This is a genomic window from Arthrobacter parietis (genome assembly GCF_039530425.1).
GTDB classification, from domain to species: domain Bacteria; phylum Actinomycetota; class Actinomycetes; order Actinomycetales; family Micrococcaceae; genus Arthrobacter_D; species Arthrobacter_D parietis.
Map to the genome: position 1 here is coordinate 139561 of NZ_BAAAON010000003.1, position 23623 is coordinate 163183.

The 23623-nt window shown below is 62.1% G+C and carries 22 protein-coding genes; 18 read left to right on the forward strand and 4 right to left on the reverse strand.

Features of this window, described 5'->3' with window-relative positions; genetic code table 11:
- Positions 1-27: 27 nt before the first annotated feature.
- Together ABFX19_RS12770 and purH are read right to left on the reverse strand one after the other, a co-directional pair.
- Complete coding sequence (locus ABFX19_RS12770; RefSeq protein WP_346028484.1) at positions 28-2247, reverse strand: NADP-dependent isocitrate dehydrogenase; 2220 nt, start codon at positions 2245-2247, stop codon at positions 28-30.
- Between the two features lie 71 nt (positions 2248-2318).
- Entirely contained in the window at positions 2319-3935 is a 1617-nt protein-coding gene (gene purH, locus ABFX19_RS12775) for a bifunctional phosphoribosylaminoimidazolecarboxamide formyltransferase/IMP cyclohydrolase (protein WP_277358207.1), read from the reverse strand.
- 312 nt (positions 3936-4247) lie between these two features.
- On the opposite strand from purH, the gene ABFX19_RS12780 reads away from it, so the two are divergent.
- The 17 genes from ABFX19_RS12780 (at position 4248) to ABFX19_RS12860 (ending at position 21167) form a co-directional block, all read left to right on the forward strand.
- On the forward strand, positions 4248-4775 hold the full coding sequence (locus ABFX19_RS12780) for a hypothetical protein (protein ID WP_346028485.1): 528 nt from the start codon (positions 4248-4250) through the stop codon (positions 4773-4775).
- A gap of 105 nt (positions 4776-4880) precedes the next feature.
- Positions 4881-5414, forward strand: coding sequence for a hypothetical protein (locus ABFX19_RS12785; RefSeq protein WP_346028486.1), 534 nt, complete (start codon positions 4881-4883; stop codon positions 5412-5414).
- A 69-nt stretch (positions 5415-5483) separates the two neighbouring features.
- Positions 5484-6233 (forward strand): YsnF/AvaK domain-containing protein, encoded by a 750-nt coding sequence (locus ABFX19_RS12790; protein ID WP_346028487.1) that lies wholly within the window; start codon positions 5484-5486, stop codon positions 6231-6233.
- Positions 6234-6277: 44 nt separating this feature from the next.
- The gene (locus tag ABFX19_RS12795) at positions 6278-6898 is read left to right on the forward strand and encodes a hypothetical protein (protein ID WP_277358211.1); all 621 of its coding nucleotides are present in this window, start codon (positions 6278-6280) and stop codon (positions 6896-6898) included.
- A 72-nt stretch (positions 6899-6970) separates the two neighbouring features.
- Complete coding sequence (locus tag ABFX19_RS12800) at positions 6971-7855, forward strand: alpha/beta fold hydrolase (protein WP_277358212.1); 885 nt, start codon at positions 6971-6973, stop codon at positions 7853-7855.
- Between the two features lie 83 nt (positions 7856-7938).
- On the forward strand, positions 7939-8085 hold the full coding sequence (locus ABFX19_RS12805; RefSeq protein ID WP_277358213.1) for a hypothetical protein: 147 nt from the start codon (positions 7939-7941) through the stop codon (positions 8083-8085).
- Between the two features lie 126 nt (positions 8086-8211).
- The gene (locus ABFX19_RS12810) at positions 8212-9288 is read left to right on the forward strand and encodes a hypothetical protein (protein ID WP_277358214.1); all 1077 of its coding nucleotides are present in this window, start codon (positions 8212-8214) and stop codon (positions 9286-9288) included.
- A 297-nt stretch (positions 9289-9585) separates the two neighbouring features.
- Positions 9586-10131 carry a hypothetical protein gene (locus tag ABFX19_RS12815; protein WP_277358215.1) on the forward strand — a complete coding sequence of 182 codons (546 nt, stop codon included), beginning with the start codon at positions 9586-9588 and terminating at the stop codon, positions 10129-10131.
- A 124-nt stretch (positions 10132-10255) separates the two neighbouring features.
- Positions 10256-10702, forward strand: a complete 447-nt coding sequence (locus ABFX19_RS12820; protein WP_346028488.1) for a hypothetical protein — start codon at positions 10256-10258, stop codon at positions 10700-10702.
- A 72-nt stretch (positions 10703-10774) separates the two neighbouring features.
- Positions 10775-11314 (forward strand): hypothetical protein, encoded by a 540-nt coding sequence (locus ABFX19_RS12825; protein WP_346028489.1) that lies wholly within the window; start codon positions 10775-10777, stop codon positions 11312-11314.
- Between the two features lie 2 nt (positions 11315-11316).
- Entirely contained in the window at positions 11317-12840 is a 1524-nt protein-coding gene (gene cls, locus ABFX19_RS12830) for a cardiolipin synthase (protein ID WP_277358218.1), read from the forward strand.
- 22 nt (positions 12841-12862) lie between these two features.
- Positions 12863-13465: a DUF2238 domain-containing protein gene (locus tag ABFX19_RS12835; protein WP_277358219.1), complete on the forward strand. Its 603-nt coding sequence runs from the start codon at positions 12863-12865 to the stop codon at positions 13463-13465.
- Positions 13462-14541 (forward strand): AI-2E family transporter, encoded by a 1080-nt coding sequence (locus ABFX19_RS12840; RefSeq protein WP_346028490.1) that lies wholly within the window; start codon positions 13462-13464, stop codon positions 14539-14541. The genes ABFX19_RS12835 and ABFX19_RS12840 overlap by 4 nt, the downstream gene beginning before the upstream one ends.
- On the forward strand, positions 14526-15929 hold the full coding sequence (locus ABFX19_RS12845) for a phosphatase PAP2 family protein (protein WP_346028491.1): 1404 nt from the start codon (positions 14526-14528) through the stop codon (positions 15927-15929). Before ABFX19_RS12840 ends, ABFX19_RS12845 begins: the two co-directional genes overlap by 16 nt.
- A gap of 20 nt (positions 15930-15949) precedes the next feature.
- Positions 15950-16960 carry an alpha/beta fold hydrolase gene (locus ABFX19_RS12850; protein ID WP_277358222.1) on the forward strand — a complete coding sequence of 337 codons (1011 nt, stop codon included), beginning with the start codon at positions 15950-15952 and terminating at the stop codon, positions 16958-16960.
- Positions 16961-17031: 71 nt separating this feature from the next.
- Entirely contained in the window at positions 17032-18381 is a 1350-nt protein-coding gene (locus ABFX19_RS12855) for an MFS transporter (RefSeq protein WP_346028492.1), read from the forward strand.
- A 62-nt stretch (positions 18382-18443) separates the two neighbouring features.
- Positions 18444-21167: an alpha-amylase family glycosyl hydrolase gene (locus tag ABFX19_RS12860; protein WP_346028493.1), complete on the forward strand. Its 2724-nt coding sequence runs from the start codon at positions 18444-18446 to the stop codon at positions 21165-21167.
- Positions 21168-21232: 65 nt separating this feature from the next.
- Here the strand turns inward: ABFX19_RS12860 and purN are convergent, their stop codons facing one another.
- Positions 21233-21814: a phosphoribosylglycinamide formyltransferase gene (gene purN, locus ABFX19_RS12865; protein ID WP_346028494.1), complete on the reverse strand. Its 582-nt coding sequence runs from the start codon at positions 21812-21814 to the stop codon at positions 21233-21235.
- Between the two features lie 63 nt (positions 21815-21877).
- Here purN and ABFX19_RS12870 point away from each other — a divergent pair, with 63 nt between their 5' ends.
- On the forward strand, positions 21878-22321 hold the full coding sequence (locus tag ABFX19_RS12870) for a hypothetical protein (protein ID WP_277358226.1): 444 nt from the start codon (positions 21878-21880) through the stop codon (positions 22319-22321).
- A gap of 2 nt (positions 22322-22323) precedes the next feature.
- On the opposite strand, the gene ABFX19_RS12875 is transcribed toward ABFX19_RS12870, so the two are convergent.
- Positions 22324-23580, reverse strand: a complete 1257-nt coding sequence (locus tag ABFX19_RS12875; RefSeq protein WP_346028495.1) for a cell division protein PerM — start codon at positions 23578-23580, stop codon at positions 22324-22326.
- Between the last annotated feature and the right edge of the window lie 43 nt (positions 23581-23623).

The following is a 23623-nucleotide window of genomic DNA, read 5'->3' on the forward strand; positions in this document are numbered from 1 at the left end:
CGGGTGCGGGGCGTTCTGCATGCGGTCCTAGCCGAGGGTCGAGAGGACTTCAGTAAACTTCTGCGACGGCCGCATCGCGGCCACCACCTTGGTGATGTCCGGGTGGTAGTAGCCGCCGATATCCACCGGTGTTCCCTGGACTGCGAGCAGTTCCGACAGGATGGTGTCTTCGCTGGACGTCAGCTGTTCCGCCACTGCCGAGAATGCCGCTGCGAGCTCGGCGTCCTCGCTCTGGCTTGCGAGCTCTTTGGCCCAGAACTGGGCAAGGTAGAAGTGGCTTCCACGGTTGTCGAGTTCGCCGACCTTGCGGCTCGGTGATTTGTTCTCCAGGAGGAAGGTAGCCGTTGCACGGTCGAGCGTGTCCGCTAGGATCTGGGCACGCGCATTTCCTGCCGTGGTGGCAAGGTGCTCGAAGCTGACCGCAAGCGCAAGGAACTCGCCGAGGCTGTCCCAGCGCAGGTGATTCTCGCGGACGAGTTGCTGGACGTGCTTGGGAGCAGAACCACCCGCACCCGTCTCGAAGAGGCCGCCGCCGTTGATCAGGGGAACGATGGAGAGCATCTTGGCGCTGGTGCCCAGTTCAAGAATGGGGAACAGGTCGGTGAGGTAGTCCCGCAGTACGTTTCCTGTGACGGAAATGGTGTCTTCGCCCTTGCGGATTCGTTCGAGGGTGAATGCGGTTGCCTTCACCGGAGAGAGGATCTCCAGCTGGAGACCGTCGGTGTCGTGCTCCTCGAGGTACTCGTTCACCTTGGCGATCAGGTTGGCGTCATGCGCGCGCTCCTCATCAAGCCAGAACACGGCCGGCGTTGCTGATGCACGGGCTCGCGTGACCGCGAGCTTGACCCAGTCGCGGATGGCGACGTCCTTGGTCTGGCACGCACGCCAGATGTCACCCGGCTCGACATCGTGCTCGATCAGGACGTCACCGGAATTATCCACAATCTGGACCTTGCCCGGCGTTTCAATCTCGAAAGTCTTGTTGTGGCTGCCGTATTCCTCGGCGGCCTGGGCCATCAGGCCGACGTTCGGCACGGTGCCCATGGTGGTGGGATCGAAGGCACCGTTGGCGCGGCAGTCGTCAAGCACTACCTGATAGATGCCCGCGTACGAGCTGTCCGGCAGCACTGCGAGAGTGTCTGCTTCCTCTCCATCCGGGCCCCACATGTGACCGGAGGTTCGGATCATCGCGGGCATGGAAGCGTCGACGATGACGTCGCTCGGAACGTGCAGGTTGGTGATCCCCTTGTCCGAATCCACCATTGCCAGCTTCGGTCCGTTCTCGATGCCCTTGCGGACGGCAGCTTCCACCTCTTCGCGGGTGCCGGACGGCAGCTTCTCGAGGCCGCTCAGGATGGAGCCGAGCCCGTTGTTGGGGCTGAGCCCTGCTGCCTGGAGCTGGTCGCCGTAGGCGGCAAAGACCTCAGGCAGGAACGCGCGGACAATATGGCCGAAGATGATCGGGTCTGACACCTTCATCATGGTGGCCTTGAGGTGTGCGGAGAACAGCACACCGTCATTCTTTGCGCGCTCAACCTGGGCTGCAAGGAACTCGTCCAGGGCCGCCGCACGCATGACGGTTCCGTCGATAACCTCGCCGGCGAGGACCGGGAACGCCTTCTTCAGAACGTTCACCGTGCCGTCCTGTGTAACGTGCTGAATGGTCAGCGAGTCATCGGAGGACATGACAACGGACTTCTCATTCGAACGGAAGTCACCCTCGCTCATGGTCGCGACGTTGGTCTTCGAATCGGCTGACCACGCGCCCATGGTGTGCGGGTTCTTGCGGGCGTAGTTCTTCACCGACTGGGGCGCGCGGCGGTCCGAGTTGCCCTCGCGAAGCACCGGGTTGACGGCCGAGCCCTTGATCTTGTCATACCTCGCGCGGACGTCGGATTCCTCATCACTGGATGGGCTGTCCGGGTAGTCCGGCAGTGCGTAACCCTGGCCCTGAAGCTCCGCGATAGCTGCCTTCAGCTGCGGCACCGACGCGCTGATGTTCGGCAGCTTGATGATGTTCGCTTCGGGCTTGGTGGCCAGTTCTCCCAGCTCGGCGAGCGCGTCACCGATGCGCTGTTCCTCGGTCAGGTAGTCGCCGAACGTCGCAATGATGCGCCCGGCCAGCGAGATGTCGCGGGTCTCCACCTCTACCCCGGCGGTCGACGCGAAAGCCTCGATGATCGGGAGGAACGAATACGTGGCCAGCATCGGCGCTTCGTCGGTGTGGGTATAGATAATTTTAGCCATGGTGAGGCGTCTCCTGAGGGCTCTTTTTGTACTGAGTCTGTTGGTGCTTCAACTGTGTCTAACGTACCGGTTCAGTGGAAGAAGTGGCGTGCTCCGGTGAAGTACATGGTGATGCCCGCCGCATTCGCCGCATCGATGACTTCCTGGTCGCGTACCGACCCGCCAGGCTGAACGACGGCGCGAATACCCGCATCGATCAGGATCTGCAGACCATCGGCAAACGGGAAGAACGCGTCCGACGCCGCCACCGCACCGTGCGCGCGTTCTTTACCCTCACCCGCGAGCGAGTTTGCCCGCTCCACCGCGAGCTTGCAGGAATCCAGCCGGTTTACCTGTCCCATTCCGACGCCGACGGCGGCACCATCGCGGGCGAGCAGGATTGCGTTGGACTTCGCGGCCCGGCAGGCGGTCCAGGCAAATGCGAGGTCCGCCAACGTTGCGGTGTCCGCTGCCTCGCCCGCCGCGAGCGTCCAGTTCCCGGGGTCATCTCCGTCGGCGTTCACGGTGTCCGTGACCTGGATCAGGACGCCGCCGGACACCTGACGGATCTCGGTCGGGTAGCGATCGTAGCCCTCGGGCAGGGCGAGCAGGCGGATGTTCTTCTTTTGGGAAAGTATCTCAACCGCTTCGGCGTCGAAACCGGGGGCGATGACAACCTCGGTGAAAATTTCCTTCACCGTCCTTGCCATGCCGGCCGTCACAGTGCGGTTAGCTGCGATGACGCCGCCGAACGCGGATACGGGATCGCAGGCGTGCGCCTTGGCGTGGGCATCCGCGATGGGATCCGCTGCCGTTGATGAGCCAACTGCAACACCACAAGGGTTGGCGTGTTTGATGATGGCCACGGCCGGCTCACGGAAGTCGTAGGCGGCACGCAACGCGGCATCGGCGTCGACGAAGTTGTTGTAGCTCATTGCCTTGCCGTGCAACTGGTCCGCCTGCGCAATTCCCACAGGAGCGGCCTTGTCCACGTAGAGCGCTGCCTGCTGATGCGGGTTCTCGCCGTAGCGCAGTACCTCCGAGCGCTCCAGCGCCAGGCCGGCGTAGGCAGGCCAGTCAATCAGGCCGTCGTCGTCCTCGTCCTGGAACTGCGTTGCCGTCCAGGAGGCGACCGCGTTGTCATAGGCGGCAGTGTGAGCGAAGGCGCGTGCGGCCAGCCGACGGCGGGTCTTCAGGTCAAAGCCGCCCTCGCCGGCGGCGCGGACAACACTGCCGTAGAACGTCGGATCCACCACGATGCTGACGGCGGCATGATTCTTGGCTGCCGAGCGCACCATAGCGGGGCCGCCGATATCGATCTGCTCGACGACGTCGTCCGCTGAGGCGCCGGACTTCACCGTCTCAACGAACGGATAAAGGTTGACCACCACCAGATCGAACGCTTCGATCTCCATCTCGGCGAGTGTGTCCATATGGGCCGGGACACGGCGGTCAGCCAGAATCCCGCCATGCACGCGCGGGTGAAGCGTCTTCACCCGGCCGTCGAGCATTTCCGGTGAACCTGTGACTTCCTCGACCTGCTGCACCGGGATGCCTGCCGCCGCGATGGTCTTGGCAGTAGACCCGGTGGACACAATGCGGACGCCGGCGTTGTGCAGCCCCTGAGCAAGTTCCTCCAGACCGGTCTTGTCATAGACGGAAATCAGCGCTCGGCGGATGGGAACACGATCAAGGTTGGTCAAGGTCACGCAGGTCTCCAAGGGGGAATGAGTGCGGTGGGATCATCTCCAGTCTAAAAGGGCGGGAGTCCGGGCAGGAAATAACGCGCAAATAACGATCAGCGGCGTGAAACCTTAATGTTCGAAACCGTGCTTTCCCAACCGGACCTGCTCGCAGGCCTGCCATGACGCCTGTGTGGCCACCTTCCCCCGTTGCACAGGGTCCGCGGACGGCTGATAACAGACAGGTCTCATCGGTTGGAGTGAAGTACTAAGCACGCTTACGTAGATAGGGAACCGGCGCTTCGGCGCCACAATCCACCGATAGAGGAGGAATACCCAATGACTACGCACAAGCAGATGAGCCGCACCCGCAAGCTTGCCATGGCAGGCATCCTGCCGATCGCCGCACTGAGCCTGGCAGGGTGTAACAGCACCTCGGGCACAGAAGAGGGCGCTGACGTTGAAGATGTGGTCGAGGAAGAAGCTGTCGCTGATGACGGAGATCCCGTCGAGCCGTACGACGGCGTTTACGACACAGATTTCTACGAAGCCTACGACAGCTACGTCGGTGAGGAAGTAACGCTCTCGGCAGACGTCAACGAGATTGTCTCCGAGAAGTCCTTTACCATTGCCGGCACCGATGACACGACGGTTGAGGCACTCCTCGTCCTTGCCGATGGCCAGATGGAGGAAGTAACGCCCGGCCTGACCGTCTCGGTCACCGGCACAGTGATGGAGTCCTTCGACCTGCCCACGGTTGAGGAAGAGACAGGCCTGGACCTCGACGACGAAGCATTCGCTGACTTCGACGGCGAGAACTACGTCGTTGCGGAGAGCGTCGACACCTCCGTCGACGCCGACAGCTAACCACACCTCCCGGCCGGTCAACCACATGCGTTGGCCGGCCGGCCCCACGTAGAAGAGTCCCGATCCATAAAAGCCCGATCCATAAAAGGAGGAGTCATGGGAACCATGAGTAAACAGAGTTGGATGAAGAAGGCAGCGATGCTGTCGATTCTCCCTATTACCGCGTTCGGGGTTGCAGGCTGCAACAGCACCTCCGGGCCCGAGACAGGCACCGATGTCGAGGATATTGTCGAAGAAGATGAACTGATCGACGAGGAAGACGTCGCTGAGGAAGCGGATCCCGCCCTTGAACCGTACGACGGCGCCTACGATCAGGACTTCTACGACGATGCTGAGAATTACGTGGGCCAGGAAGTAACCGTCTCAGCGGACGTAACGGCGACGCTCACGGATGATTCCTTCGTGATCGCGGGCGGTCCGGACACCACCGTCGATCCGCTGCTGGTGATTGAGGAGCAGGAAATTCCTCCCCTCGATGTTGGTCAGGCCGTCAAGCTCACCGGAACTGTCGAGCAGGCCTTCGACGTCGCTGCCGTCGAGGAGGAGTTCGGAATTGATCTGGAGGATGAACTGTTCGCCGACTACGTCGGCGATCCCTACCTCGCCGTCACGAGCGCCGAAATCCTCGAAGAGCAATAATGCCGGCACGGCTTCTTCCGTGCACCACGATGCTTTCCCGGCACAGGGTACTGAGTGAAGGAGAACACCATGATCACCCAGAACGATATTTCCCGCATCCTCGATTCCAAGGGCAACGTCCTCGACTTCGACGGCAACAAGGTCGGCTCGGTCGGAGAAATTTACGTCGATGACCGTACCGGCAACCCGAGCTGGGTCACGGTCAACACGGGGCTCTTCGGATCGAAGGAGTCTTTTGCACCGCTTGACGGCGCAACGCTCGAGGGCGACGACGTACGAGTGGGCTACACGAAGGCCACTATTAAGGACGCCCCGCAGGTAGCTCCCGACGCGCACTTGAGCGAGCTGGAGGAAGCCGAGCTATACCGCTATTACGGCATAACGGACGGGGACTACGTTTCGGAGCCCAACTCCGTTGGTCGCGACACCTCGGGGCCGGTGACGGATGACTCAATGACTCGTTCTGAGGAGCAACTCCACGTAGGCACTGAGCGGCAGGAGACCGGACGGGCTCGTCTACGCAAGTTTGTCGTTACGGAGAATGTCACTAAAACAGTCCCGGTTCAGCGTGAAGAGGTGCGCGTCGAGCGAGAGCCGATCACCGAAGCCAACCGCGGTGATGCCCTCAGCGGCCAGGGCGTCAGTGAGGACGAGCATGAGGTGGTCCTCCACGAGGAGCGACCCGTCGTAGATAAGGAAGCTGTGCCGGTGGAGCGCGTCCGTCTGAACAAGGACACGGTCACCGAAGAGCAGACCGTGAATGAGGAAGTCCGCAAGGAACAAATCGACACCGACGACGTCGACCGTAACCGCCGCTGACCCGGCGTGCGGTGACGGTCGGCACCACAGACTCAGGAGGAATGATGAGCACCAGCGCAGGATCCGCCCACGATGGGATGGACGATTACGACCGCCGGCATATCCGGCACTCTGACATCGAGCTGGACCGGCGGGATCACCTGCTGGAGAGGGAGAAGGATAAATTCGGGGGCGTAAAAATCGGCTCTGCCTTCTTCGGCTGGCTCACCGCCACTGGAACCGCTGTCCTGCTGACTGCACTGGCCGCCGCAATATTCGGGGCGATCATCGTGGACTCGGCAAGCGCCAACGCTGACCCGCAGACGGTTGGCATCATCGGGGCGATCGTCCTGGCGGTGATCCTGTTGATCGCTTACTTCTGCGGTGGTTACGTCGCGGGACGGATGGCCCGGTTCAACGGTGTGAAGCAAGGCATCGCCGTGTGGATATGGGCAATCGTCATCGCGATCATCGTAGGAATTCTGGGCGCTATCGCCGGATCCCAGTTCAATATCCTCGCCCAGGTCAATACCTTCCCTCAGGTTCCAAACCTGCAGAATATGACCACGACGGGCATCATTTCCGCGATCATCGCAGTTGTCATAGCGCTCGTAGGTGCAATTCTCGGCGGTATGGCAGGCATGCGATTCCATCGCAAAGTCGATAAAGCCAACCTCATCGACTGATAGAGCCCGATCACGGCACTATCCGGCCCACTCTCCACGTGCTGTGGAGGTGGGCCGGAAGGAGAGCAACTCATGACCGATATGACTTCCTTTGACGGCACCCGGCTGGCGTTGTCGGTGCGGGGGCCCGTCGGAGCACCAGTAGTGATCCTTGTGCATGGCCTTGGTCTGTCTATGGAGGCGTGGGGAATCGTTCCAGACCTGCTCGCCCAGGATTATCGTGTCATCGCCTACGATCTGCGCGGGCACGGCCGCAGCGAGAACGCTCTCCACGGCGACTATTCCCTGAAGGCCCATGCGAATGACCTCCAGGTGATCCTGAGCAGTCCTTTATGCGGGGGCTCACAGGCAACCGTCGTCGGTAACAGCCTCGGCGGCGGCATTATCGTCGCGCACGCCCACCACTTCGGCGCCGGCCAGGTAGCCGGCGCCGTGTTCGCCGGATCTGGCGGTTCCGGGGTCACCTTCGCTGGCTTTCCCGCGAACAACCTTCCCGCTCCAGTCCGCAGGGCGCTCAGGCTGCTCTGGCTGTGCGTCTTGCGCGCCGGGACATCAGCTGGGAACAGAATCCGGGTGCTGAAGCCGCTCGGAGACAAGCTCATTCGTCGATACGCGTTCGCCCCCGGAGATCCCCAAGGCGCGGTTGCACGAGTCCGGGAGGATTTCCTTGGCAGCCGGCCTAGAGCATTGGCGCACACCATGTTGGCCAGCGTCAGCCACGACGGTACCCGGATGGCTCCAGACCTGACGGTACCAACTCTGGTGCTGCACGGAAGCGAAGACCCGGAAGTGACGGATGACGAGCTTTCGACGTTGATGCGGTCCTTGCCGCAGGGCAAACTGGTGAATTATCCCGGAGAGGGCCACATGCTCCCTTTGACGCGCCCGGACGTAGTCGCTGAAGAGACTTCGCGCTGGGTCCGGCATGTTCTCAACATCAGTGAAACCGCTTTGTGATTTACCTACTGGCGCATATCAATCCATAACCCGTGCATCGGGCCGTCCTGCCAGTGTCGGTTCTTGCACACGAAGGAGGAGCCATGAACAACGCACCTATGAATTCCTGGTGGAGGAAGATTGCAGTGGCGGCACTGTTGCCACTTTCCGCTATGGGAGTGGTCGGTTGTGATGAGCCAGCTGTGGAGGAAGAAGTAGTCGACGAGGAAGTCGTCGAAGAGGACGATTAGGAGGACCTACTGGCGGGAATCTTCCCTCAGAGAACATCATGAAAACGGCCGGCCGGAAAGCTACTCCCGGCCGGCCGCTTCCGCATCCGAACCCGGATCCGGGTCGGAGCTTCGATTGGACACATTGTGGGCGAAGTCACGGTTGGGTTGATAGCAGACCCAGGTCTGCCTGAAAAGATCATGCACCAGCTCAAGGGCAAACTCGCCAACGAACTGCGGCAGGGGACGGATGACTCAGAACCTTGGAAGGTACATACGAAGCGCGAGAAGCTGCCGCTTAATTCCGAGGGAGAAATTCCATTCTTCTCCCTGACGAAAAGGCTGAAGAACGAGAACGGCTGGGACTACCTCTTCTATCTGACTGACTTGCCAAGGGCCGCAGACGGAGAACCGATGCTTGTGGAGATAGACCACGAGATGCGCGGCGCACTGATCTCCCTTCCGGTGCTGGGCGCCGTTGGCGTTCAAGCTAAAGCGCGCAGACTCATCCTGGCGCTGGTCCATGCCCTGAGGGCAGAGCCATTGGCGACCGCTTTCCACCAACTCGATGGGGTGGGCCTGGGCAGGATTTCCTACCACCCCGGAGAGGAGCGGGACAAGCCGAGCTATCTCACGACGTCGGGCAGGTCCGGCCGCTTTCGATTACTGGTGGGGATGGTCCGCAACAATCGGCCAGGGCGGCTACTGCCGGCCCTGTCGAGTTGCATCGCAGCGGCGGCAGCTTCGGGAGCCTTCGGCATCTTCTATGCAGCCATCTGGAACATGGCCGACGCACTTTCCCCGCTCCGGTTGTTCATGATCAGCGTCTTGAGCATCGGCGCGCTGAGTGCCTGGCTGATCATGCACAACGGACTGTGGAGCAAGACGAGGCGGCACAGCAAATGGGACATCAACGAGGCCAGACGTGACAACGCATCCACCATCATCACAGTGTTCCTGAGCGTGACGATGATGTACCTGGTGCTGTACACCATCCTCCTGGGCGGTTCCATCGCAGTCATCTCCGCGGGCTACCTGCAGTCCCAATTAGGACACTCCGTGAGCTTCCTCGACTACGCCACCTTGTCCTGGTTGGCGGCATCACTCGGCACGATCGCCGGAGCATTGGGGTCGAATTTCGATAAGGACGAGGCAATCCGCGAAGCGACGTACAGCCGGCGGCAGCACGAACGCAGAAAGCTCGCCGAGTCATACGAGGACTGAAACAGCACTGATCCCTGCAACCGGTGTTGACCCCAACGTAACGCCGAAATAACGATCCCTGTTGCCCTTCCTTAATGTTCTTCGCAGGCATCCGACAGCAATCTTCCGCAGACGCTTGCGATGAAGCGGAACGGGCACCGTGGCTCCCGCCGGAAGAGTCCCGGAAGTCGTGATAACAGAACGGTCACGCTCGTTGAGGGCCAACTACTAAGCATGCTTACGTCGTAGATGAACGGGCGCACCAAGACTTCACAAGAGTCAAGGCGCCATCGTCCATCAACGAAGGAGGAAACCCAAATGACAACGCACAAGCAGATGAGCCGCACCCGCAAGCTTGCCATGGCAGGCATCCTGCCAATCGCTGCCTTGAGCCTGGCAGGGTGTAACAGCACTTCAGGCACAGAAGAGGGCGCTGACGTCGAAGATGTGGTTGAAGAGGAAGCTGTCGCCGAGGAGGAGGAAGCCGTTGACGCCGGCGCAGCCGTGGAACCCTACGAGGGTGCCTACGACACCGGGTTCTATGAGGACTATGAGAGCTACGTCGGTGAGGAAGTAACCCTTTCGGCGGACGTCAACGAGATTGTCTCGGAGAAGTCGTTCACCATCGCCGGCACGGATGACACCACGGTGGAGGCACTCCTGGTGATTGCCGAAGGCGAGATGGAAGAAGTCACACCCGGCCTGACCGTCTCAGTCACCGGCACAGTGATGGAGTCCTTCGACCTGCCCACGGTTGAGGAAGAGACAGGCCTGGATCTCGACGACGAAGCATTCGTTGACTTCGACGGCGAGAACTACGTCGTTGCAGAGAGCGTCGACACCTCAGTGGACGCAGACAGCTAGCAACACCTCCCGGCCGGCCGCACTTCTGCTGACCGGCCGGGAACGAATTGTCAGGTGGTCCGGCCTCGGGGGTGGGCCACCTGACTTTTCTCCACCTCGACTCTCGGAAGGAGGAAGACAGGTTATGAGAAAACCGATGAAACGGACCTGCCTCAAGAAGGTGATCGCGCTGTCGATAGCGACTGCTGCCGGTACAGGTCTCTGCGGGTGCGCGCTCGAGCCGGAGCCATACGACGGGGACTACGACCCTAACTTCTACGATGCGATCAACACGTATGTGGGTGAGGAAGTGAGCCTCTCCGCAGAGGTTCTGGATGTGCTCTCTCCCACCTCATTCACCATCATCAGCGGGGATGACCCCACCGCGGATCCCCTGCTGGTACTGAACGAATCCGATGCAGAAGAAGTCCTGCCCGGCATGCCCATCCAAGTCACCGGAGCCGTCAAGGAAGCATTCGACCCGAGCACCGCCGAAGAAGATCTCAGTATTGATCTCGAGGATGCGCTTTATGAGGGCTGGATCGGGGATTTCTATCTCGAAGTCACTGCCATCGACGCACCGGCCGAATAGGGCCGGAAAACAACCGATCAGAACGGTCGATGAGCCGGACCCGACCTACAGGTTCCACCAATGGAGGAAATGATGGGCTCGAAAACAAGAAAGACATGGGCAAAGAAAGCAGCGACGATTGCCGTACTGCCGGCTGCAGTGCTCGGAGTGGCCGGCTGCGGAGAGCAGAGCGTCTATGAAGCCGGGGTGGATCTTGAGGATCCGGACGCTGGTTTCATTGCCGGCGACGAGGAGTCCGACAACTCCCTCGACTCCGGACCCTACGACGAAGTGTATGACCAGAATTTCTGGGACGAGCTGACGATCTACTTCGGCGAAGAAGTGACATTATCCGCACAAGTCAAGCAACCACTCGACCCACGGGCGTTCACCATCGCGGGTATGGATGACACGACGGTGAACCCGCTACTGGTTGTTCACGACGGGGAGGTTCCACAGTTGGAGCCCGGGCAATCGCTGATCATCAACGGTACTGTTCACGAGTATCTGGACGTTGAGGCGGTCGAGGAGGAGTTGGGCGTCGACCTGGACGACACAGTCTACGAGCAGTGGGAGGATGACCCTTACCTGTTGGCCACATCGGTCAAGGTCGACGCCGCGTCTGCGCCCTGAGTATGGATTTCCTCTCGTGGTGGGGCTCCCCCGCCGGCCAGACCGTGACGTGGCTCGTCGTCGTGGATTTTCTGATCCGCGTCGCAGCCTTAGGTACTGTCCCCCACAATCGGCGCCCTTCCTCTGCCCTTGCCTGGCTCGCCCTGATCTTCTTTTTCCCAATCGCCGGTCTGCTGATCTTCCTGCTTTTTGGCAGACTCCGGCTGCGTGGCAGCCGTGCAGCCTTCGAGCACCGCCTGGCCGATGAGTTACGGGGGAACGATGATCCTGCCCGGAAGAAGGCGGAACTCGATGTGCGGCTCGCACGGATCCCACCGGCGGTCTCTGCTGCGGTCACGCTCAACCGGAATAACGGAGCGACCCCGCTGACGGCAGGAAACGAGCTGACCCTGCACACCGACTACGACGAAAGCCTTGAGGCAATGACGCGGTGTGTAAAGCAGGCGGTGTCCTTTGTGCATGCGCAGTTCTACATCGTCGCCGCCGATTCCACGACCGACCGCTTCTTTGTTGCCCTCGAAGAAGCACATGACCGCGGCGTCCAGGTGCGCGTTCTGCTCGATCATCTGGGCAGCAAAGGTTTCCCAGGTTACCGAGCTGCGGTGTCCAGACTGGATGCTGCAGGCATCAGCTGGCAGAAAATGCTACCCGTTGCACCGCCGCGCTTCCAATACCAGCGCCCGGACCTAAGGAATCACCGGAAGATCGTGGTCGTGGACAACCGGGTGGGTTTCACCGGTTCACAGAACATCATCGATGCGAGCTACAACAAGAAGCGAAACCGGCGAAAGAACTTCGAGTGGATCGACCTGATGGTCGAGGTCGAAGGCCCGGCGGTTGCCCAGTTGAATACCGTTTTCGTCGCGGACTGGTCAGCGGAAACGCATGAGATAGAAACGCGTGAAGATATCCAACTTCAGGCGGCAGCCCCATCGACAGGACCCGTCAGGAACGCGCTGGGCTCCCAACCCTTGCCCAGTTACTGCCAACTGGTTCCCAGCGGTCCGGGACTGGGTAACTCGAATAATCTACGTCTGTTCAATCACCTCATCTACGGGGCAGAGCAGCGCGTGGTCATCTGCAGCCCTTACCTGGTTCCGGACGAGTCGCTGCTGATTGCGTTGACATCGGCTGCTCAGCGCGGAATTGACGTGGATGTGCATCTGGGTGCTACCTCTGATCATGTACTGACCCATCACGCACAGCGTTCCTACTACGAAGAACTCCTGCGGGCGGGGGTCAACATTCACCTCTATCGACAGCCGTTTGTGCTTCATTCCAAGTTCGTCATCATTGACAGTTACACCTCCGTCATCGCCTCCTCGAACATGGACGTACGTTCCTTCGAGCTCAATCAGGAAATCAGCCTTCTGGTGCTGGACCGGCGCATTGTGGGCGAACTAGAAGAACTAGCGGCGCACTACGCCGCTGAAAGCAGCAGACTGGACTTATCCTCGTGGAGCAAACGACCCTTGCACCAGAGATTTTTCGACAACGCATGCCGGCTCACGGCGAACCTACAGTAAGCGCACAAGAAAGGCTGATCCAGTGCATACCCACAAGCACAGCAATGACGCCCATCACCGTTGGCGACGAATCGGCGACGTCGTCAGGATCGCCTCGATCATCAGCATTGTGCTCGCCGTGCTCTGGTATGGGATTCCCGAGATCCTCGCTTTTGCGGTAGTCAGCGCCGGATTGATCGGTCTGCGGCTCGCCCGCCTGGCCGGCCCTTTCGATGCGGCATTCGGCGCTACCATTCTCCTGGCTACGTGGAGCGGCGTAGCCGGTCTCTACGAGGCGATCACCTGGTGGGACATCCTGGTGCACTTCATTACGGCCGGCTCATCGGCAGCGGTGCTCTACCTCCTGCTGGCAAGCACCGAAGTCACTCCCGGTAGCCCCGTCGGCAAAGCCCTTCCGTCACGTTCGATTGTGGTCCTGACCTTCGCTTTCGGCATCACCGTGGCAGTGCTCTGGGAATTCGCGGAGTGGGCAGGCAACGCCTTCATCTCCAAGGGAATCCACGTCGGCTATATCGACACTCTGATCGATATAGCCGTGGGCGGAGCCGGCGCGATCATCGCCGGGATATTCCTGTCCATGTGGAAGGACCAAACCTCAACCATCCAGAGCTCGGCACGACAATGAGTGCCCACCAGCCCACTGGGAGAAGGAGCGTCTGGAGCACCGGTCTGGGGCACGCCGCGGTAAAGCTGCACGTGCTCATCTTCGGGGTCTTCGCAGCCGTCATAGCCGTCATGGCGCTGAGCGCTGTGAAGCTGGTTCTCATACCCGTCCTGATCGCCCTCCTGCTGACCGCCGCGATCAGCCCGCTGGTCCACCTCCTGCAGCGTCGCGGGCTACCCAAATCCGCGGCCACCTTCATCTCCCTCTTCGTCTGCCTGGCTGCCCTTCTCGGAACCGGTGCGGCGGTGGCCTATTCCATCTACACCCAGTGGGACAAACTCCGGGCCAATTCTGAAGCCGGGCTCAGCAGGCTTGCAGAGAATATCGCGCGAAGCCCGCTGCCCTTCTCGGAACAGGAATTGCGTCAAGCGCGTGAAAATGCAGTTCAATCCATCACCGAGGGCATGTCGTTGAGCGATGCATTTGCCGCACTCAACACCGTCGCCACGTTCCTGACCGCGCTGCTTCTCATGATTGTGGTTCTGTTCTTCTTCCTCAAGGATGGCCAGGCCATGTGGTCCTTCCTGATCCGCCCCCTTGAAGGTAAACGCCTGGAAAGGACGCGACGCGCGGGAAAGAACGCCGTGGAAACCATGGGAGCCTATGTCCGAGGCATTTCCATCATCGCTCTCATCGACGCAGCAGGGATTGGGCTGGCCATGGTTCTGCTCGGAGTTCCCCTTGCCCTGCCCCTGACAGCCATCGTCTTCCTCGGAGGATTCATCCCGGTCATCGGCGCAACCGTGACCGGACTTCTCGCCGTCCTCGTCGCTTTCGTCACCAATGGCGCCGGCACCGCGCTCGCCCTGGCAGTCGCCGTCGTCCTTGTTCAGCAGTTGGAGGGTAACCTTCTGCAGCCAATCATCATGGGCAAGAGCGTCAAACTTCATCCGTTGGTGGTCCTGCTCGCGCTAGCGGTGGGAGCGATCCTCGCCGGCGTCATCGGAGCGATCCTCGCCGTACCCGTCGCCGCCGTCATCTGGACCGTCGTCAAGACCTGGAACACCGAAAGGGATTCCGTATGGCAGCAGAGTTGAGTGATGGGCTGGGCCGGTTCCTCCTGCACAGCACCGTGGGGATGCTCGCGCTGGTCGGCATCGGCTTGGCCTACGAGGCGCTTGTGCCTCAGTCGCAGCTCAGCGAACCGCCCAGCAACGGTTTCCTGAGCGTGCTCGGCGGCGCCGTCGGCTATGTTGCCGAAATCGCTGCCCAGGCCGGATGGCTGATCCTGCCTGTAGTAGTTGTGTGCTTGCTGATCCGCCGTCTCTACCCGTTGGCGGTTTATCTGGGCGTTGTGACGGCAGGTGCGGCGATTCTGGTCGGCGCAGGAATTCTTCTGACGAACGCGCTCGCCGTGTCCAAGGGCGGAAGTACCTTGTTCTCGGTGGGTTCCGTTCACCTGGTTGTGACGTGCGGGGCGCTGCTACTGGTGTTCCTGCCGGTAATCCCAGGCCGGGGCAAAACCTGGACGATCATCGGAATCGTGGTGGCGGCGGCTGCCGTGGAAGCTATCCGAGCCATCACAGATGCGGTGTCCCTGTGGGCGGTTCTCGGTGGCTGGCTGATCGGCCTGACCTGGCTGTGCGTGAGCGCATGGGCCTTCCGACGCTGGCGCAGGCGGGACGGGCCCTTGCCGGTTCTTCATTCCGGTTTGCCGGTTGAGGACCGGCGCGCGTTAGTGCCGGTTCCAGTTCGGGAACCGCTCCTGGCTGGCGGGGGTCGCAGCGTCCTCATACTTTGCGGTACATGGCTGCTGCTCGCGTGCGCGGTCATCGGGTTGGGACTGCTCATTACAGGGGTGCTTTCTCCTGTCCGCTCCTTCGACCAGGCGGTGGTGGAGTGGTTCGCCGAGAATCGCACCGACACGTGGAATGCTCTTGCCACCATGGCCGGATCGTTCGGAACGACCGGGGGAATCATTGGAGCGCTGATTGTTACCGGAGCAATTTTCTCCGCAGCCACCCGGCGAGGCGCTCCAACGATCTTCCTGATCACTGCCGTGGTGGGAGAAACCGCCCTGTATCTGATCACCGGGGTGATCGTGGGACGACCCAGACCGGACGTTGACCACCTCTCCGAAGGAGTTCCGCCCACCTCCTCATTCCCGTCCGGGCACGTTGCCGCGGCAGTTGTGTTTTACGGCGGGTTGGCTCTGTTGCTGCGGGCCTGGACCCGATCCCGCCTGCGCGACCTCGGGCTGATCCTCGCGCCGCTCATCGTGCTCGGAGTGTTGCTGTCGCGGCTGTACTGGGGCGTGCACTACCCCTCCGACACGATCGTTAGCCTACTCTTCGCCACCGTCTGGGTTTGGGCTTGCTGGCGCTGCTTCGAACCGGCGCGCGGTGCATCGCGTGAAGAGTCCCAACCTGCACCCGGCACACGGCGGAATCATTCACAGCCAACCAGTCTCCAAAACCAGAAATGAAAGGTGACCCACAAAGCGCCATGCCCACAACTTTCCTCAGTTATGCCCGCCGTTTTCTGGCTACCGCAGTGCTTGCCACCGGAGCAGCTGTGCTCGCCCGCGGTTCATACGCGCGACATCTCCGGCAGGGCACCGTTGCAGGGCCCGGCAGTACCATCACGGTCGACGACGGAATTCAACTCCATACCGACGTTGAAGACCATGCCGACGCCCGGCTTACCATCGTCTTCGTGCATGGCTTCGCTGCCAGTTCCCAGGAATTCCATGAGCAGCGTGCTGCCCTCCGGGGTGCAGGGCGTCTGGTGCTTTTTGATCACCGCGGGCACGGCTCCAGTGGGTGGGGTCGTTACCGAAGGGCCACCATCGATCAGCTCGGCCATGACCTCGGGCAGGTCATCGATGCGCAGCCGGCCACCATCCCGATAGTCCTCGTTTCGCACTCCATGGGCGGCATGGCCACTCTTGCGCTGGCGAAACAACGTCCGGAACTCTTTACCGAGAGAATCGCCGCCGTAGCGCTTCTGTCGACTGCAGCAGGGCGCCTCCCGGCGACCAACATGCCCCGCCAGACGGCGCAGGCGATGGTCAGGACACACCTGGCTACCGTCGCTGCCTGGGCGCTTTGGCTGACCGCACCACTCATCGACGTGATCGCGCCGTTCCGGAGACAGTGGGGGCAGCGCTGGCTGCTCCACAAACTTTTCGGCGAGCAGGGCCCGCCGGAGAAAGCGGCCGGCATGGTGGAGGACATGTGGATCGGCACTCCCATGTCGATGGCTTCCGCGTTCTACCCCGCCTTTGTCAGCTACAACGTTCCCGCAGCACTGGATGTTCTGGATGACATTCCGGTTCTCGTCCTGGCCGGAACGAATGATCGCGTCATTCCGTCTGAACGCAGCGAAAACCTCGCACAGCAGATCGACTCTGCCGAGCTGGTCCTGGTGGAAGGAGCCGGCCACATGGTGAACCTCACCCATCCCGGGAAAGTGAATGAGGCTCTGCGTGAACTGGTGGATCGAGCCCAGCCCTGACGGCAGCGGTATGGTGTTCCAGACAGTCGCAGTGAGCGAGGAGCGCCGGGCGGCGCCGTCAGGACGGAACCGTGAGCACTTCAACCGAGCTTCCCACCGGCGACCAGGTGGTTCAGGACCTGCCATGGCGGTGGCGCGTACAGGGCAAGATTTTCCTCATCGGCGGTCTCGGGTTCATGTTCGACGCCTGGGACGTCACCCTCAACGGCTACCTCATCCCGCTGTTGTCCGACGAATGGGGGCTGACGCCCGGCCAAGCAGCCTGGGTTGGCACGTCCAACCTGATTGGAATGGCGGTTGGGGCGTTTGCCTGGGGGTCGATCGCCGACATCATCGGGCGGAAGAAGGCGTTCACCGCGACCCTGCTGATCTTCTCGCTCTTCACGGTCTTCGGAGCGTTGTCCGGTGACCTGGTCTGGTTCTGCATCTTCCGGTTCCTCGCCGGTTTCGGCCTGGGCGGCTGTATCCCCGTGGATTACGCGCTGGTCGGCGAGTTCACTCCGCGGAAGCACCGCGGCCGGGTGCTCACCGCCATGGACGGGTGGTGGCCTATTGGCGCTGCGCTGTGCGGTGTGGTGTCCGCGATCCTGATTGCCGCATTTGGAGATTGGCGCTACCTGATGCTGGTCATGGTGCTGCCGGCGCTTCTGGTCTTCTGGGTGCGCCGCTCAGTTCCGGAATCGCCGCTCTTCCTCGTGCAGCGGGGGCGCACCGGCGAGGCCAAAGCCGTCATCGACCAGCTGGTCAAGAGCACCGGTGGGGCTGTGCGCGAGTGGCGCCTACCACCGGCTGGAGACGATCCGCGCCTCACGCTCGGCGGCCTGACCGGCCAGTTCACTGCGCTCTGGCGCTTCAATTGGCGCATCACCCTTGCCGCCTGGGGTCTCTTCCTGTCGATCCTTTTGGTCTACTACGGTGCCCTCACCTGGATGCCGCAGATCCTCATCGCCTCCGGGTACCGCCAGTCAGTGGCCTTCCTGACCACGGCGGGCATGACCGGTATCGGGTTCCTCGGTGTGGTTGCGGCCGCACTCATGGTTGAGCGGGTGGGCAGGAAATGGATCCTCGCGGTATCAGGCCCGCTGTCCGCCGTCGTGCTGGTGATTTTTGCGCTCAACCTTGAGCTGCCGGCTGCGGCGACCGCGTGGCTCCTCGCGTTCGGTTTCACCATTCAGGTGGCGATTCCGGTCCTCTACACCTATGTGTCTGAGCTGTACCCAACTGAGCTGCGGGGGTCCGGGTTCGGCTGGGCGTCAACGGTCTCGCGGGTCGGCGCAGGGTTGGTTCCGCTGATCTTCGGATCCCTGCTGTGGCCGTATTTGGGGCTGCCGCTGACCTTTGCGGTGACGGGGCTGCTGGTCCTGCTCGCTGTGCTGTGGATGGCCTTCAATGCTCCGGAAACCAGAGGCACCCGCATTTGATTTGACACCTAAATGTGATCTGAGACACGCTATGAGGGTTCATTCCACTCTCCGGAGGTCTCATGATTGCCCGCAACGCCACTATTGTCGTGCTTGCATCCCTGCTCGCAGCGACCGGCACCGCCCTACCCGCGCAGGCCAAACCGGCCGGCCCCAACAGCCCAAGTCCCACAACCACTGCCGAAGCGCAGCACTCGCTGCGCGCGCCGGTGACGGATGAGAACTTCTACTTCGTGATGGCTGACCGCTTCGCGAACGGAACTACAGCGAACGACGACGGCGGCCTCGGTTCTGATCCGATGGTGTCCGGTTTCGATCCCACCAGGAAAGGCTTCTATAACGGTGGCGACCTCAAAGGACTGCTAAACAAGCTCGACTACATCGAGGGCCTGGGCACCACGTCCATCTGGCTGACCCCGAGCTTCAAGAACAAGGCTGTGCAGCCGGCAGATAACTCGGCCGGTTACCACGGCTATTGGATCACCGACTTCACGCAGATCGACCCGCACCTCGGATCGAATGATGATCTGAAAGCGCTCATCGACGAGGCGCATTCCCGTGGCATGAAGGTCTACTTCGACATCATCACCAACCACACCGCGGATGTCATCGGGTACAAGGACGCTACCCGGATGCCTTACGTTTCCAAGGATGAGGTGCCGTACCGGACCGCTGACGGCGTGCCGTTCGATGACCGCGATGTGGCGGGCAGCGAGGACTTCCCCGAGCTCGATGCGGAGACCTCCTTCCCATACGCACCGGTGCTCGAGGAGGGCGAGGAAAACCTCAAGGTTCCGGCCTGGCTCAACGATCCGACGCTCTACCACAACCGCGGCGACACGACCTTCGCCGGGGAGGACTCCTACTACGGCGACTTCTTCGGCCTGGATGACCTCTTCACCGAGCACCCCAGGGTGGTTGACGGCATGAAGGAGATCTACCAGACCTGGATCGCCGACTTCGGTGTGGACGGATTCCGCATCGACACCATGAAGCACGTCGATGACGGGTTCTGGCAGGAGTTCGGCCCGGACGTCCTGAAGTTCGCCCATGACCAGGGCAAGGACGAGTTCTTCATGTTCGGCGAGGTCTTCGACACCACGAAGGACTTCACCTCGCAGTACACCACCCGCAACTCCATGCAGGCCGTTTTGGACTTCCCGTTCCAGGAGGCAGCCCGCAGCTTCGCTTCCCGGGGTGCGGACGCACAGCAGCTTGAGCAGTTCTTCATCGGCGACGACTGGTACACCGACGCCGATTCCAACGCATACAGCCTGCCCACCTTCCTGGGCAATCACGACATGGGCCGCATCGGTGGGTTCGTGGCCGCTGACAACCCGGACGCCGGCGAGGGCGAGCTGCTTGCCCGCGACGAACTGGCGCACGAACTGATGTACTTCTCGCGCGGTAACCCCGTCATCTACTACGGCGACGAGCAGGGCTTCACCGGCCCGGGCGGCGATCAGGATGCCCGCCAGACCCTCTTCGCGAGCCAAGTGGCTGACTACCTCGATGATGATCTCCTCGGTACCGATGCGACCCACGCCGAGGACAACTTCAACCCGGAACACCCGCTGTACAAGACCATCGGCTCGCTCGCAGAGGTGACCGAAGAACACCCGGCTCTGCGCAACGGAGCCCACCAGCACCGTTACGCGTCCGAGGGAGCCGGGATCTACGCCTTCTCGCGAATCGACACGGAGCGTCAGCGCGAGTACGTCGTGGCACTGAACAACAGCGAGGAAGCGCAGACCGCCGAGGTGCCCACCTACCTGCCGTCCAGGACCTTCAAGTCCATCTACGGCGAGGGGGAAGACCGCGTGAAGTCAGCGCGCAACGGCACCATCACCATCACGGTGCCGCCGCTGTCCGCCGTCGTCTATGAGGCTTCCGGCCGCATTCCGGCTTCCAAAGCCGCTCCGGCCGTTCGTCTCACACAACCGACCCCGGCGGAAGGCGACAACGGGCGCATGCTCGTGGAGGCCGACCTCGACGGTTCCTCCTTCTACGAGGTGACCTTCGAAGCGCGCACGGCCGGCGGCGAGTGGACTCCGATCGGTACGGATGACAACGCGCCCTACCGCGTCTTCCATGATGTTGCCGCGCTCGATCCCGGTACACCGCTGGAGTACCGTGCGGTGGTGCTGGACAACAAGGGTCACACCGCCGGCAGCGGTGTGGTGAACGCGGAGGCGCCTGCGCCGATCGTGACGCTTCAGGCTCCTGCGGAAAACGCCTGGGTACGGGACGCCGTCAAGCTCAGCGCCGTGGCGGATCCGGAGAAGGCAACCAATGTGGTTTCCTTTGAGCGCAGTGTGAACGGCGGCGACTGGGAGCAGATCGGCACCGACAGCTCCTCACCGGCGTACACCCTGACCGACGACATCGCCGCCCTTGATCTGCCTGACAACACGCAACTGCAGTATCGGGCGGTGCTTGGAGAGTCAGTGAGCAACGTGCGCACGGTGATCATCGGTGACCCGGTGGTAGTCCAGCCGGATGCGGTATCAGTGCCGGGAAGCCTCAACTCGGAAATGGGCTGCCCGGGCGATTGGGACCCGGCGTGTGACCAGGCGCAGATGACGCTTGGCGATGACGGCCTCTGGCGGCTCACGGTGGACCTTCCGGCCGGTGACTACCTGTTCAAGGCCGCCATCAATAGGAGCTGGGATGAGAACTATGGTGCCGGCGGCGGGCTTGGCGGAGGCAATATTCCGCTGGCGCACGACGGCGGTTCGGTGACCTTCACGTACGACCACCGGACACACATCGTCACCGCGGAGTAAACCCCGGGCGGCTCGCCCCACGCCATCGAGTGGGCGCCTATGACGGCCTTTGTCCGCAAACGCCGTTATTCGCGCCCACTCGATGACGTTAAAGCGAGGTCTCGGAGGGTGTCGATGAGGAGTGCGCGCTCCTGGATCTTGATGCGTTCGTGGAGGGTTTCCTCGGTGTCACCCTCCAGAACCGGCACCGCGGCCTGGGCGAGGATGGGGCCGGTGTCAATCCCGGCGTCGGCAATCATCACCGTGCAGCCGGTGACCTTGACCCCGTACGCGAGTGCATCGCGGACCCCGTGAGCACCCGGGAAACTGGGCAGCAGGGCAGGGTGCGTGTTGAGGTACCGGTTGGGGAACGTATCGAGGAAGCGCTGGTCAACAATACGCATGAATCCGGATGAAATGACATAGTCCGGCTTGTAGGAGGCAGCCTGGGCCGTCAGTTCCGCGTTCCAGTCCGAGCGGTTGCCGTACTGCTTGAAGTCCGCCACAAAGGTGGGGATGCCGGCAGCCGCGGCGCGCTCAACCCCGTATGTGCCGGGCCGGTCTGCGCCGACGGCCGCAATTTCCACCGGCAGTTCACCGGCCTCCACCGCGTCGATCACCGCCTGCAGATTGGAGCCTGTACCGGACACGAGGACAACGATGCGCATGGGTTCAAGCGTAGTAGGTGGCGGCCCGCGCTGATGTGCCACGGTGTGTCCTAGGGTTGAAGCATGAACAAACCCGCGCCCTCCGACCCGGCAGCCAGGCCCGCAAAGCCGTCGGGCCAGCCTTCGCCGCCGCCGGACAAGGACATTGCATCAACCCGCGGCCTCCTGCGCGTCTTCATGCTGCTCCTGCTCGGGACCCTCCTTGGCACCAGCTTCCCACTCCCTTGGAAGGTGCTGGGCCTTGTTTTCGGGCTGGCTGCGGTGACCGTCGGCATCCTCGCGCTGGTTGGCCTGGTCCGCCAGAAAGCCCCGACGCTGCTACGGATTTCGACGACGATAGGTCTGGTCGCGTCGCTCTTCCTCACCCTCGGTGCCGGCGCCGCCATTCTGCTGTGGCCAGTCACCGCGCAGTATGAGGAATGTATGGCAACCGCACTCACATCGAAGGCCCAACGGGAGTGTGACGAGGATCTACGCAACCTCGGCGGACTGCTGGGATCCCGCTGAAGCTACCGCGAGTCCCGCTCCAGCAGCGGGCTGACTGCGTAGCCGATGACGACGCCGACTCCCACCTCCGCTGCGACGAAGAGCGCCGTCCATAAGGGATCGGGGCCGATCTCGACGAACCGGCCAACTCCGACCGATGCACGGGAGAGAAACGCGACAACCGCCGTGCCGGCTCCGGCCAACACGCCGATGAACAACCCGAGCGTGACGGTGGATGCCGTGGCGGTGAACCAGCGGGCCTCCACTTTCAGCTGCAGCCACTCGTCGAAGTGGTTTTCTCCCTCGCGAAAGAACCACCAGCCGGCCAGAATACCCGCAACAACCGGCAGGGCGAGGGCAGCCATCCCGTACTCGAGCTGTCCCGAAGGTACCGCGCCGAGGACGGGCAGCGCCGGCAGCGGCCCAGCCGTGGTTGCCAGCGGACTAATGGAGCTTCCGGTGCCCAGTGCGAACCCGGCGCCCGAGGACCAGGCAAGGGTCCAGACTGCGAGGTTGGGAATGAAGCCGAGCTGGCCGATGGTGACGACGGCGCCGCCCAGTATGCCGGCGTCGAGCCTCTCGTAGATGGTGGCGATGGCCGCCCAGTGAATCGCTAGCGTCACGGCGAGCAGCAGCGCCGACAGTCCGAGCGCGGAAAGGACCGCAAGGAACGCAGCACGCACCGCGGACCACACGTAGGACCCGGCCCAGCGGGAATGTTGGCTGGTGGTGGCAATCCACTCCGCGAGGTCCACACCGATCAGGCGCCCCCACGAGCCGGCCTCGCGGTACGCGCCGATGATCAGGCCCGCACCGGCTGCGATGAGCGGCACACACGCACCGGCCGCAAGCGGTGCCGAGGTAACGCCGTCGTCAGCCAGGTAGGCGGCGCCGAGACCGAAGAGTGCATACACCGCGAGGGCACCGAGCAGCGCCTGCCACAGCTGGTCGGTGTAGGAGGCGCGCGCCAACCGCCGCCCTGCGCGCCAGGCGAGGAGGAACGGGACGAGCGTCAGCGCAAGGGGAACTGCCCACAGCAGGCCGGTGCCGCCGTCGGGCCGTGCAAGTTCAAGGGGCGCACCATGCAGTACCAGCCAGGCCTGCGCGCCGAGGTGGAGTGTTCCGAGCGCATCGCGCCCGGCAAAACCGCCCGTCAACCACACTGCGCCGAGGGGAACCAGGACGATCAAAGCGGAGATCACCGCAGCCTGTCCCAGTTCAAAGGCGCCCTGCAGCCAGAGGGGCATCGGCAGCGCACGGGGCTTGGTGGGGAGTTTCATCCCTTCCATGGTGCCACCGGCGCGTGCATCAGCCCCTGAACGA